The following is a 12,184-nucleotide window of genomic DNA, read 5'->3' on the forward strand; positions in this document are numbered from 1 at the left end:
GATAATAGTCAGTGGATGTAGAATAATAAAACAGATAAAAACTATCGTTATAATCGCTTTTACAGAATCATATGTTTTGCCAACGACCAAATCGGTTCAATGACAGTTGCAGTTCAAATCCCAGTCGTTGCGATAATTCTGCCGCTTGACGTTTCAGTTCGGCCTGCCCGGCCAGCAAGGGGTTGGCAGAAGCAAATACCACCCAATTGCCACTGCCAGTAAGACAGGCATATATTTCAGGAAACAACGCCTGCAATTTGGCTAACAGTGCCACATCCTTGCTGTGTTCTTTCCAACAGTTAAGCACCAAGATCCCGTCCGCTTTCAGTTGCCGCTGGCATTGCTGCAAAAAAACGGTTGATAACGCACCGGCTGCAATCCCTTGCCCATCAAACAGATCACAAAACAGCATATCCACGCGCTTATGCGATGACTGGGCCAAGTACACCAGCGCATCCGCTTCTATCAATGTCAGCTTTTTCGACAACGGTAAGCGGAAATAGCGCTTACAAAAATCAATCACCAAGGGTCTTAGCTCAACGGCCGTGATGCGGATAGCCGCGTCAAATTGCCGTAAAGCATGGATGAGAACACCGCCACCAAGTCCCAATACCATGACACTGCGAGGCTCAGTAAATAGCAAGGCCAACAGCATCGCTCGTAGATAAGTGTGTCGGGGAATATGGGGAGTGGCTTTCAGCAGTTTACTTTGTTCATCGTGCTCACCAAACGCCAAGATGCGTAGCTCTGCATCTTCCAACACTGTGACCGGCCCCCATTCGTCTTCGGCGTTGACTAACATCCGGTATTCGCTCATTAGTACATCTCCGCCAAGTAGCCTTTAAATATGGGGCACAATGCCGTTAACATGGGAGCCACAGCATACAGGTTAACCTCGCGGGAGTCGAAACGCATGATGACCAATATTTTAATCGTGATTTTATATCTGACTGGCTTTGCGTTTATTCAACGCCGGTTGACAAAAGGTGTACGCGAATATGGCCAACTCAAGCATATCAACACTGCTAGGGTCAGTTTGGTGAGCAAGTTTATCACTATCCTGCTGTTTTTTCTTACATTGTCCTTGATGGCTATTTCGCTGGGTCTAGGGTATCAAGATGTGTCACTGTTTGTATCCTCCGCCTTTGCCGTGTTAGGCGTGGCACTGTTTGCCCAGTGGTCAATTCTCAGCAATCTGACGGCGGGGATCCTGATTTTCTTTGTTTTTCCATACAAGGTTGGCGAACGTATTCGCATTGTTGATGCTGATGAAGACATCAGTGGCATACTGCAGGAAGTCGCGCTGTTCCACCTGCTGATCAAGCGAGACAATGGTGACACCATTACCTATCCCAACAGCTTAGTGCTGCAGCGAGCGGTCTTAAAGCTCAAACCACAGCAAACTCAGGCCGCTGAGTTGATAAAAACACAACAAGTGGAAGAGGAACACCGCCAGGCATAAGGCCTGGCGCGCACGGGCAACATGGGCTCAGAACAGTTCATTGTGGCATTGCTGACCGGCTAACACCTGCTGCACATTCGTAAGTGTAGTCTCGGCAATGTTCTCCAACGCCTCACGAGTCAAAAACGCCTGATGCCCGGTAAAAATCACGTTGTGGCACGCGGATAACCGCCGAAACACATCATCTAGGATGACTTCATTGGATTTGTCTTCGAAAAACAGCTCTTTTTCATTTTCATAAACATCCATGCCCAAAGCACCAACTTGCCCAAGTTTCAGTGCTTCCATCGCATCCACAGCGTTAAGCAAACCACCGCGGCTAGTGTTAATTACCATCATGCCGGGTTTCATCTTGGCAAAACTAGCGGCATTCAGTAGATGGTGGTTATCCTTGGTGAGCGGGCAATGTAAGCTGATGATATCGCTTTGGCTAAACATACTGTCCAAATCGGTATAGACAGCGCCTAATTCGACAACAAGGGGGTTTGGATAAGGATCAAATGCGAGCACTTTACAGCCAAAACCAAGCAGAATTCTAATGGTGGCTAAACCAATTTTCCCGGTACCAACAACCCCTACCGTTTTGCCATACATATTAAAACCCACCAATCCCTCCAATGAAAAATTGGCATCGCGGGTACGCTGATAAGCTTTATGGATTTTTCGATTCAGAGTAAGCATGAGTGCCACCGTATGTTCGGCGACAGATTCTGGTGAGTAAGCCGGCACATTGACCACCTTCAGCCCCAAGCGTTTGGCAACCTCAAGATCTACGTTATTAAACCCAGCACAACGCATGGCGATCACCCGTGTGCCACTGGCATACAGTTCCGTCAACGTATGTTCACACAGATCATCGTTAACAAAAGCACATATCACTTCAAAGCCCAATGCCAGCTTCACTGTTTGCTGACACAGTCGATAATCAAAAAACTCTATCTTGGCATCCAAGTTCAAGCGTTGATTCATCTCTGAAAAGTGTTGAATGTCGTAACGTTTGGCGCTGAAAAAACCGATCCTCATCTGCCGCTCCCAATCATGGCTGCTCACTGCAGTGTATTGGAAAAATGACGAGCTGTCTTGAGCAAGCGCCCAAGCCTAGAAAAGAAAAGCGGACGCCTGACCGTCCGCTTTTAGGGGGGGACGATGAATTAACATCGCCGTGTCGTACTAATTGCTCGGAGCTTATATTAGTTCGCTTTGACAAATTTTGCCGCTGAGGCACCCGCAATTCGGCCAAAGGTCACAATGTCAGAGATCGCGTTGCCACCCAAACGGTTAGCACCGTGAACACCGCCAGTAGCTTCACCTGCGGCAAACAGTCCCTTAATGGCTTTGCCATCTTTATTGAGCACTTCGGCTTGAGTATCAATCTTCACCCCACCCATGCTGTGGTGCACTGCTGGCTTAACCTCTATGGCATAGTAAGGTGCAGTAGCCAGTTCACGCGGCAGATTAGGACGTTCAAATTGGCTATCTTTACCAGACTTAACAAAGCCATTGTATGCCAAAATAGTTTTTTCCAGTTCCGCAGCGGGCATGTTAAGTTGTGCCGCCAGCTCCTGAATGGTTTTACCCTCGTTCACGATCCCCAGATGAATATAGTTATCGATTTTCTTCAAACTCTTACGTACTGAATCATCAAAAACTAGAAAAGCACTGGCCCCCATCTGTTGCAAAATAGCTGCTGAAGCCTTATCGCGAGTGGTGATTTCGTTAACAAAACGATCGCCTTCACGGTTCACCAGAATAGCACCGTTTCCACGCACCGCTTCTGTAACCATCACGCCACCCACGGGTGACCAAGTTGGGTGTGCCTGAATATATTTCAAATCGCGGGTGTCGGCTCCGGCTGCCAATGCAACATCCAGTCCGTCACCGGTTGCACCAGGATGGTTAGTCGCAGCAAAACCTTTCAACGCAGGATCGTATTTAGCAACCCGTTCATTATTTTTGGCAAATCCGCCGGTAGCCATAATCACGGCCTTGGCTTTAATCACGTAGTAGCCGGTGTATTTACCTTCAACCAACACACCAGTGACATTACCGCTAGCATCTTCCAGTACGCGCACTACCCGGCTATTAAACCGCATATCCGCGCCACTTTTTACGGCTGCGGTATACAAAACTTGTGCAACGTGAGCCCCTACACCAGCACCACCAGTAGGACGATGTGAGCGATTAACACTGGCTCCGCCCATACGGCCAACATCACTCATGTCGGCACCTAAAGAGGTAAGCCAGTCGATAGAATCTGAAGAATCCTCTGCCAGCACTTTAACCAACGCAGGATCATTGATGTTGCGGCCCCCTTTCATGGTGTCATCAATCATGATGGACACTTTGTCCTTAATGCCTAGCTTCGCCTGAAACTTGGTTTCGGCAGCATTCATACCACCTGCGGCCAACTTAGTATTGCCGCCCGCTAAAGGTTCTTTTTCCAACAGGATAACTTTAGCGCCATTTTCATGGGCAGATACGGCCGCCGCCAGACCAGCGCCACCTGAACCAACAATCACGACATCAGTCGTGTCTCGAGGACCTGCTGCGATAGCCTTATCTTGTGCCTCTTTATTAACGTCGATAGGCACAAACTTACGTTCCCATTTCCCGCCAAATGGCATATCGAAACCAAAGCTGTGGCAGGCATCACAATAGGCGACTGACTTCTCATGGCCTTTGTGGCAACTGGTGCAGGCAATGTCGCCGATCAGGTGAGATTTATGTGGAGAAACTTTCAGTTTCTTTGTGGCATCTTGGGCCGCCATATCATCCAGAGAGCCATGACAGCTTACACATTGTTGATTTTCATGAGTCAAGTTGTCATCAGTTGGACCGCTCTTAGAAACGTGGCAAGTCGCACAGTCGCCCATCTGCTGATGGAAATCTGCCAAAACTTCCGGGGCGGCATATGCCGATCCGACGAGAAAACCAGACAACGCCAGCGCCAGGCTGGTTCGTTTCAAAGTTGCCGAGAACATAAAATGTTCCTCCAAATAATCGCTAACGCAATAATAATAGTCACGCCAAACAGGATTTGTAATTAATTGAACGATATATCGCCATTTGGCATATCTCCCAAAAAAACGATAGCATTTCGGAATAATATGATTATTTAGTTCAATCACAAAAAGGTCAGCAAAATACTTTTGTAAGTAATGTTCACGAGTGTAAATTATGTTTTAAGATTCAATTAATGTTGAATCATTTGCAATAATCACCAATCCAGAAAAACATTTATTAATTAAAACTTAAAAGACTCAGATATTTGCTATATGATTAAATTAGTAATTATCAAAATTAATGAAGCAGGATAGCGAATGAGCACCTATGACCCACATTCAGAGCGCTTTTTCCAGATAAAACGTATTGCTAAGACTACGTTACGAGGGTTGCATATACTAGGTGTTGCTGGCGCTGGAGGCGGTATCTTGCTGCAGGTGCCAGATGCACAATGGCTTAATTATTGGATCATGACAATGATCACTGGTTGCTTATTGATGTTATGGGAAGTCGTAAGAGACTGGCGTTGGCTTATTCAGCTGAAAGGCGTACTGACATTACTAAAAATAGCAATATTGATGTGTTTCACAGTAGTACCAGAATATAAAGTCGAACTTGTCACTATTATTATTTTATTATCTGTATTAGTGACCCACGGTCCCTCATCATTAAGACATTACTCAATTATTCATCGCCGTCAAATACATAGTAAGGAAGAAATTAAAGGATGAATACCGCCAATTTAATTACGGCATTTTCGTGGGGTAATTATTCACCACTTAACACATTAAAAGTGTTAGATCTTGCCTGCGGCTCTGGACGTAACGGCGCATGGTTTGCGGAAAGAGGCGCTGACGTCACCTTTGTTGACCGCAACGCTGAGGCTTTTCCTGCATTACAGGAAGCGTTTCCTCACTGCGACCTCTTACAGGCAGATTTGGAATCTGGCGCGCTACCAGCGTTAGGACAATTTGATGTGGTGTTGGTATTTAATTATCTACATCGCCCTTTGATGCCGTGGATTACACAACGACTGGCAGCCGGAGGATTATTATTTTATGAAACCTTCAATTGGGCTCAGACAGCTTTAGGCAAACCAAGTAATCCTGAGTTTCTGCTACAAGAGGCCGAGTTGCTACACACATTTGCCAAACTGGAAACATTGCATTACTTTGAGGGAAAGCTAATAAATAACAATGCTCAGCCACAGGAAAAAGCACAGCTAATTGCTCGTAATTCTGCTGGGTTCAGTGACTGAGGATGTGAAGGATGCCCACATGTTTTTTCCTTACCCGGAGCAATACCGGCTAGCACTTCCACCAATACTGACTGCGTTTATGGTGTGTTGGGCGTTAATTGGACACGCTATTTTCGGCGATGCCAATCAATTTGCCATCGCCATATTGTTGCTGCTGTTCCCATTGATACTCGGGTTGCACCTGTATCTTATCTGGGATGCCGGCGGGCTAAAGCGGCTGGATCAGGCATTCTACGGTTTCGTCCACGGTACACTAGCGTTTGTCGTATGGACTTTTTGTATTATGCATCTCGCAGGTAACGGCTTCGCCTGAACACAGGTTTAGGCCATAACTCGCGCCTATCCTTGCATCAGTTAAGCCGGGCAGGTACATTTGCTGTCCGTTTTACACAAGACCCACCAGATGAACGATTTTATCTACCAGCCACCACGTCTACCTTGGCTTGATATTTTGTATCAGGATAAGGATATTATGGTGATCAACAAGCCATCGGGATTGTTATCTGTTCCTGGACGTGAAGCCAAGCACTATGACAGTGCTTTCAGCCGTGTGCTGCAACTGCAGCCATTGGCGCAAGTGGTGCACCGATTGGATATGGCGACATCGGGAATTCTGCTACTGGCATTAAGACGCAATGCCGAGCGCGAATTAAAGCGCCAGTTTCAGGAACGCGAAACCCATAAAGTCTACTTTGCGCGGGTTTATGGTCATCTTGAGGGAGAAGGTACTATTGATCTACCACTCATCTGCGACTGGCCGAACCGCCCCCGACAAAAGGTAGACTTTGAGATAGGCAAACCGTCAGTTACCCATTACCAAGTGATCTCTCACGGTCAGCAATCGACACTGGTCAAACTAATGCCAGTGACGGGTCGCTCACATCAACTGCGAGTCCACATGATGGCATTGGGTCATGCTATCCTCGGAGACGGCTTTTATGCAGACCCGCAAGCCAGAGCCCTCGCGCCAAGATTATTACTACACGCGGCAGAGCTCAGTTTCAAGCATCCCTACTCCGGCGAACCCATGCTATTTAAAACGCGACTCCCGTTTGCAGAAGCCACAACTGGCCAATAACTCTATCACTATTTCTTTACGGGGTATTTGCCAAAAAACTGCACTGTTGACTGGTAATATGGCAATAAAAAACGTAAATTTGTGCCTGATAAAAAAAACAAAAGGCAAGTGATTGTGGATACATCATTTCAAAGAGACCAACTGGACAACCAGATCCTTGAAGCGCTAATGCAGGATGCTCGAACACCTTTCGCTGAATTGGCCAAACGTTTTAATGTCAGTGCTGGTACCATCCATGTACGGGTAGAGAAAATGAAACAGGCCGGCATTATCACAGGAGCACAGATCACCGTGAATCCCAAAGCTCTGGGATACGATGTGTGTTGCTTTATCGGCATCAATCTTAAGAGTGCAGGCGATTACCCGGCAGCGATATCGAAGCTGAATGCGCTTGAGGAAGTCGTGGAAGCTTATTACACCACTGGCAACTACAGCATTTTTGTCAAAGTAATGTGCCAGTCGATAGAAGCGCTGCAACATGTGCTGATCAATCGCATCCAGTCGATTGACGAGATCCAGTCTACCGAGACACTGATCAGTCTACAAAATCCCATCGTACGTGCGGTAAAACCCTAATGTGAAATCAACCAACAGTAGGCTGCTAGGCAACCTACTGTTGCAACTCATGAAATTTCAGTTAGTTGGGTCATGATCTTATAAAGCTCTGTACCCTGCTGCACCGCTGCCGAGGCAAAGTGCAGAATGGCAGCACCCGCTTCTGGCGCTGTTAGTAGTTGCTCCTGCTCACTTTCGGGCAGATCCAAGCGCAACAAGCGCACCAGAGGGTCGCCTTGCTTTACCAGACTTCCTGGCGCGACCAGATACTGCACCAGTCCGGCTTGCGGCGCATGGAACTTGCGATAATTCTTCAAGTGAGTGCCATATCGTGGCATCTCTAGCGGGAGCAGGGGTTCAGCGATAACGCCACGAACCGACAAAAACGCCAAAATACCTTGAGCATCCTGTTGCGCTTGCGCCATATCGATCAATTCCTGCACCCCTAATTCCAGCGTAAAGGCTACCACCGGAATCTCAAATTGTCGGCCGCAAGACGCCAGATAATCGCTCAGTCGCCACCAGGGACAGAAAATTGCCTCATCCATCGCCCCACCAAACAGATTGGGAATGAACAAGGTAAACGGGATCGAAAACTGCATTGCTGCATGTCTTTGGTATTCTGGACAATACAGGTGACGACAGGACTTAGGCCCGGTATGCAGGTCCAATACAATATCCGCTTCAGTTGCCAGTAATTGCAGCGTATACGCTAGCCGTTGCCCGGTGGTGATCCCCCATGGACTTTGTAGTCGTGTTTGCAAATTGGCTATCAACGCCTGCCGATAGGCAGCAACCAACTCACAATCAGAATACCCTTGATGTTGCGACAACCAATGCGATAACGACAACTGGTTATCAAGATACTGACGATTCCAATTTTCACCGGTTATGGGGTCAAAACGGCCCAAGGTGAACTCACCGCTTTTCTGATTAATACCGAGCGGGTTTGCCAACGGCACTAAGGTGACATTGCCTTTGGGAGGATACTGCCGCAAATACCGCAGCAGTTGCAGTATCACGGCATTTCCCTGAACCTCTGCGCCATGCACATTGGCTTGGATATAAACTGAAGGTGCCGCAGGGTCACTACCGATAAATCGATACACCGGCACCGTCAGTGTCTGTCCGGCGGCAAGCTCGCCGACAGCCAGCAATTGTGGTTGCATCAGGCAGCCTCTGAACTACATTCAAAAAGTGCTCGATGTAATGCGGCGACCACAGCGGCGGCTTCGGCTTCATGTACCAGTACACACAGATTGTGGGGACTGGCTCCCTGACATATCAACCTTACGTTGTGCGGCGCTAGCACCCCAAACACCTGCTGACAGATCCCAGGCGTTGACGCAATCCGGTTACCAATAATCGCTATCAGTGCCAGTTTATCTTCAACCCGCACCCGACAATGCTGCGATAACTCCTGCAGCAGAGCTTCCGTCAGCAATCCTTGACCACTGGACTCTGAGCCAGTTTTGTCCAGCGTCAGAGAGACGTTCACTTCAGAAGTCGTAATCAGATCTACAGAAATTTTATGACGAGCCAACGTAGCGAAAGTTTCCGCCAAAAAGCCTTGAGCATGTAGCATCTGCAAACTATGCAGATTCAGTAGTGTTTGATCGCGTCTTAAAGCAACCGCGCGATATACTGGCGGATTTTCCACCTGATGCCGAATCCAAGTGCCCCCTTTTTCCGGCTCTTTGCTAGAGCCAACAAACACTTGGATCTGCTGTCTTACAGCTGGCAGAATGGTGGCCGGATGGAGCACTTTAGCCCCAAATGTCGCCATTTCAGCGGCTTCATTGAAGCTAATTTCGGGGATTGGTTTAGCGTTAGGTGCCAAGCGGGGGTCTGTCGTATAGATCCCGGCAACATCAGTCCAAATCTCCACAGCGTCAGCATCTAAGGCTTCTGCCAGTAGCGCGGCCGAATAGTCACTGCCACCACGCCCAAGCGTCGTCGTTTGTCCTTGCGCATCGGCACCAATAAACCCCTGAGTCACCAGCAATTGCTGCTTAAGCAGAGGCTGCAATTGCGCTTGAGTTAAGTGACGGATTTCCGCTATCTGCGGCTCTGCCTTGCCAAAATTACTGTCGGTACGTAATACCTGCCGCACATCAAAAGCACGGGCAATCGCGCCTTTTTCCCTTAAAACCGCCGCGAACAATACAGAAGAACATCGTTCACCTAATGAGAGTAACTCATCTATCAGTGCTTTATCGGTTTGTTGTAGTAATTGCTGACTCAAAACGTCGACACGCGTCAGCAAGGTATCAATCGTCGCAGCCACGTCATCGCTACGAGGCAACCGGTCAACAATGGCATATTGAATAGCGGCGATTTTTTTGAGTACCGCCAAACGCTGCAATTCGGTGACACCCGGTTGTGCCAGTTCCACTAACAGATTGGTCACGCCGCTGGAGGCACTGACCACCACTAAACGAGTAGCAGAATTGGCAAGCACAATATCGGCACAACGACCCATCGCAACATAATCAGCGACAGATGTACCACCAAATTTGGCAACCACTAAAGACATTGACACACCTCCGCTATCGCTGGAGGTAACAAGGAAAACTGCGTTGAATTCATGATCTGCTCCGAACAAATTTCGTTCGAAGAGCCTGGCGCTGATACAAAGGCACCCTGAGAAGGGAAAAGTGATCCTCACCAGAAGCTCTCCACCAAAAAAAGGTGACAGTCATCAGGATTCAGCCTGAACGACCGACCAAAGGATCTGCCAATGATCCTGTAGCCTCGGCGTTAATCTCCCTCATGAACTGTCGCTGGAGAATGGCCTCCTCGAGTTCACTACCTAGTTAACGCTCCTCTTCTGTTTCCCCACTGATAACGCGGGGAAGCTGACCTTAGCAACAATCGTCGACAGAAGTCAATGAGATTTTAGACGGTTGAAAATTTATCAACGGCAAACTGAAATTCAATCACAAATTTCAGGTAACTCAGAGACAACTCTGACATGTTGGCTGAAGTCCCCTATCACTTGTTGCCGATCACCTGCCAGACAGGGGATCAGAGACAACACACCAGCATCCACATAGTAAAAAGCATTCTGCTGGTACTTTTTAGCAAGCGCAGTCGCTTGTGTCTTACTGACAAATAAAGCCCAGCTCTTTTCCATATGGCTGAGATCAGCAGCGGCGCCAATAATCATCCTGTAGGGCACCCGCAATTGTTCAATATCGCATTGAAGTGCGCGATCTCGTAACCGATTCTGGCAAGGTTCCAGTACCTGCCCCAAGGGGTTATAAGCGGTGATGATTGCAAAAGGAGATGAAGAGGAAAGGGGCTGGCTCAATAAAAAGCAGCTATCGAGATAATGTTGCCACAGCTGTTCAAATACGTCGTCCATCAATCAGCAGCCTCTGAAGTAACCTGCGCTAGTTTAGCAAAAGCTTGGCGACTCACCTAGTCTCCGAAACATTGCGTTGTAAATTTGCTACTACTCTATGGTTTTTTGCTGACTTTCCGCTGAATGGCAGCTCCATTTGTTAACATTTCATTTGTTAACAAATGCACAATAAGAGTACAATATCACCATGAGTCACATTTCGGTCATGTTTATGCGGGCCGCCGGATACGGCAGTCACTGTGTCTGACCAAAACGCTCCGAGCCATCTAAAAGTCTCGGAGACAAATAAACTGGATATCCATGGAAATCAGGAACTAAATCTATCTTGGAGTATCTCAGTTAATACAATTCGCGTATCGGTAACAACCGTATGCCAAAATTCAACTAATCATGAAGTGCCGACGATGTAACTTGGTTTTCACCAATATGCAGGTATGAAGCCGTCAGGATTCATAGAACAACAACTGGACATGAGCTCCGCTCGTGGTTAGGACCATCTGATTTATTAGGTAAATGATATGCAGAACCCGCACATTCTTATCGTAGAAGACGAAGCCGTTACCCGTAACACGCTGAGAAGTATTTTCGAAGCCGAAGGATATGTTGTTACTGAAGCCAATGATGGCGCAGAAATGCATAAAGCCCTCCAAGATAACAAGATCAATCTGGTAGTTATGGATATCAATCTCCCCGGTAAGAACGGTCTATTACTTGCCAGAGAGTTAAGGGAAATCAATAACATTGGTCTGATCTTCTTGACTGGTCGTGATAACGAAGTTGATAAGATCCTCGGTCTGGAAATCGGTGCCGATGATTACATCACTAAACCTTTTAACCCGCGTGAGCTGACTATCCGTGCTCGTAATCTGCTGACTCGCGTCACTACAGGTAGTTCAGAGCCGGAAGAGAAATCTACGGTTGAAAGCTATAAATTCAATGGCTGGAGTCTGGATATCAACAGTCGCTCACTGGTAAGCCCTGAAGGCGAATCCTACAAGCTGCCACGGAGCGAATTCCGCGCTATGCTGCACTTCGTAGAGAATCCCGGCAAGATCCTCACCCGCGCAGAGCTACTGCTGAAAATGACCGGCCGCGAGCTGAAACCACACGACCGTACCGTTGATGTGACTATCCGCCGCATTCGCAAACATTTTGAAAGCCACAAAGACACACCTGAAATTATCGCGACCATTCACGGTGAAGGTTATCGCTTCTGCGGTCACCTAGAAGCCTAACCATTTACTACTGCTGCATTACCTATTAAGCCAGCCACCATGCTGGCTTTTTTATATTAGTTGTTTTGTTTAAAATAAAAAACCCGCCATATGGCGGGTTTAATGTGATGGTCCGCCTCCCTTCTCAGCAACTATGCTGAGATTAGGCTAGACAGGAGGTAGACCATCATGTTTATTCAAGTACTCGGTATCGATTTAGGCAAGTCAAACTTTCATCTTATTGGCC

13 protein-coding genes and 1 riboswitch are annotated in these 12,184 nt (G+C 47.5%); of the genes, 7 read left to right on the plus strand and 6 right to left on the minus strand.

Going from position 1 to position 12,184, the window contains the following annotated elements:
* Positions 1-67: 67 nt before the first annotated feature.
* On the minus strand, positions 68-817 hold the full coding sequence (locus tag IE064_RS15530) for a spermidine synthase (protein ID WP_189618657.1): 750 nt from the start codon (positions 815-817) through the stop codon (positions 68-70).
* Between the two features lie 99 nt (positions 818-916).
* Between IE064_RS15530 and IE064_RS15535 the strand changes: the two genes are divergently transcribed.
* The gene (locus IE064_RS15535) at positions 917-1,462 is read left to right on the plus strand and encodes a mechanosensitive ion channel family protein (RefSeq protein WP_133037977.1); all 546 of its coding nucleotides are present in this window, start codon (positions 917-919) and stop codon (positions 1,460-1,462) included.
* Positions 1,463-1,489: 27 nt separating this feature from the next.
* Here IE064_RS15535 and IE064_RS15540 read toward each other — a convergent pair whose 3' ends face one another.
* Together IE064_RS15540 and IE064_RS15545 are read right to left on the minus strand one after the other, a co-directional pair.
* A complete protein-coding gene (locus IE064_RS15540; RefSeq protein WP_189618658.1) occupies positions 1,490-2,485 on the minus strand; it encodes a 2-hydroxyacid dehydrogenase in 996 nt (331 codons plus the stop codon).
* A gap of 167 nt (positions 2,486-2,652) precedes the next feature.
* Positions 2,653-4,443, minus strand: coding sequence for a flavocytochrome c (locus IE064_RS15545; protein WP_189618659.1), 1,791 nt, complete (start codon positions 4,441-4,443; stop codon positions 2,653-2,655).
* 339 nt (positions 4,444-4,782) lie between these two features.
* Here IE064_RS15545 and IE064_RS15550 point away from each other — a divergent pair, with 339 nt between their 5' ends.
* From IE064_RS15550 to asnC, 5 genes are all read left to right on the plus strand, one after another.
* Entirely contained in the window at positions 4,783-5,196 is a 414-nt protein-coding gene (locus tag IE064_RS15550; protein ID WP_189618660.1) for a hypothetical protein, read from the plus strand.
* Complete coding sequence (locus IE064_RS15555; RefSeq protein ID WP_189618661.1) at positions 5,193-5,723, plus strand: class I SAM-dependent methyltransferase; 531 nt, start codon at positions 5,193-5,195, stop codon at positions 5,721-5,723. Before IE064_RS15550 ends, IE064_RS15555 begins: the two co-directional genes overlap by 4 nt.
* 19 nt (positions 5,724-5,742) lie before the next feature.
* Entirely contained in the window at positions 5,743-6,036 is a 294-nt protein-coding gene (locus tag IE064_RS15560) for a hypothetical protein (RefSeq protein ID WP_189618662.1), read from the plus strand.
* A gap of 63 nt (positions 6,037-6,099) precedes the next feature.
* Positions 6,100-6,801, plus strand: a complete 702-nt coding sequence (gene rluA, locus IE064_RS15565) for a bifunctional tRNA pseudouridine(32) synthase/23S rRNA pseudouridine(746) synthase RluA (protein WP_268244779.1) — start codon at positions 6,100-6,102, stop codon at positions 6,799-6,801.
* Positions 6,802-6,915: 114 nt separating this feature from the next.
* Positions 6,916-7,377 carry a transcriptional regulator AsnC gene (gene asnC / locus IE064_RS15570; protein ID WP_133037804.1) on the plus strand — a complete coding sequence of 154 codons (462 nt, stop codon included), beginning with the start codon at positions 6,916-6,918 and terminating at the stop codon, positions 7,375-7,377.
* Between the two features lie 47 nt (positions 7,378-7,424).
* Here the strand turns inward: asnC and IE064_RS15575 are convergent, their stop codons facing one another.
* From IE064_RS15575 to IE064_RS15585, 3 genes are all read right to left on the minus strand, one after another.
* Positions 7,425-8,525 (minus strand): succinylglutamate desuccinylase/aspartoacylase family protein, encoded by a 1,101-nt coding sequence (locus IE064_RS15575; protein ID WP_189618664.1) that lies wholly within the window; start codon positions 8,523-8,525, stop codon positions 7,425-7,427.
* The gene (gene lysC / locus IE064_RS15580; protein ID WP_189618665.1) at positions 8,525-9,892 is read right to left on the minus strand and encodes a lysine-sensitive aspartokinase 3; all 1,368 of its coding nucleotides are present in this window, start codon (positions 9,890-9,892) and stop codon (positions 8,525-8,527) included. The genes IE064_RS15575 and lysC overlap by 1 nt, the downstream gene beginning before the upstream one ends.
* A gap of 127 nt (positions 9,893-10,019) precedes the next feature.
* A riboswitch (Lysine riboswitch) is annotated at positions 10,020-10,194 on the minus strand.
* A gap of 97 nt (positions 10,195-10,291) precedes the next feature.
* Positions 10,292-10,723, minus strand: a complete 432-nt coding sequence (locus IE064_RS15585) for a DUF3293 domain-containing protein (protein ID WP_189618666.1) — start codon at positions 10,721-10,723, stop codon at positions 10,292-10,294.
* Positions 10,724-11,241: 518 nt separating this feature from the next.
* On the opposite strand from IE064_RS15585, the gene arcA reads away from it, so the two are divergent.
* A complete protein-coding gene (gene arcA / locus IE064_RS15590; RefSeq protein WP_189618667.1) occupies positions 11,242-11,958 on the plus strand; it encodes a two-component system response regulator ArcA in 717 nt (238 codons plus the stop codon).
* Positions 11,959-12,184: the final 226 nt, after the last annotated feature.

Source organism: Shewanella fodinae (genome assembly GCF_014651955.1).
GTDB lineage: Bacteria > Pseudomonadota > Gammaproteobacteria > Enterobacterales > Shewanellaceae > Shewanella > Shewanella fodinae.

Excerpts from the sequence above, each read along its gene's own strand:
- IE064_RS15560 (WP_189618662.1), top strand. The coding sequence starts at position 5,743 with ATGTTTTTTCCTTACCCGGAGCAATACCGGCTAGCACTTCCACCAATA.
- lysC (WP_189618665.1), bottom strand. The coding sequence starts at position 9,892 with ATGTCTTTAGTGGTTGCCAAATTTGGTGGTACATCTGTCGCTGATTAT.
- IE064_RS15545 (WP_189618659.1), bottom strand. The coding sequence starts at position 4,443 with ATGTTCTCGGCAACTTTGAAACGAACCAGCCTGGCGCTGGCGTTGTCT.
- IE064_RS15575 (WP_189618664.1), bottom strand. The coding sequence starts at position 8,525 with ATGCAACCACAATTGCTGGCTGTCGGCGAGCTTGCCGCCGGACAGACA.
- IE064_RS15550 (WP_189618660.1), top strand. The coding sequence starts at position 4,783 with ATGAGCACCTATGACCCACATTCAGAGCGCTTTTTCCAGATAAAACGT.
- IE064_RS15540 (WP_189618658.1), bottom strand. The coding sequence starts at position 2,485 with ATGAGGATCGGTTTTTTCAGCGCCAAACGTTACGACATTCAACACTTT.
- IE064_RS15530 (WP_189618657.1), bottom strand. The coding sequence starts at position 817 with ATGAGCGAATACCGGATGTTAGTCAACGCCGAAGACGAATGGGGGCCG.
- arcA (WP_189618667.1), top strand. The coding sequence starts at position 11,242 with ATGCAGAACCCGCACATTCTTATCGTAGAAGACGAAGCCGTTACCCGT.
- IE064_RS15535 (WP_133037977.1), top strand. The coding sequence starts at position 917 with ATGACCAATATTTTAATCGTGATTTTATATCTGACTGGCTTTGCGTTT.
- IE064_RS15555 (WP_189618661.1), top strand. The coding sequence starts at position 5,193 with ATGAATACCGCCAATTTAATTACGGCATTTTCGTGGGGTAATTATTCA.
- IE064_RS15585 (WP_189618666.1), bottom strand. The coding sequence starts at position 10,723 with ATGGACGACGTATTTGAACAGCTGTGGCAACATTATCTCGATAGCTGC.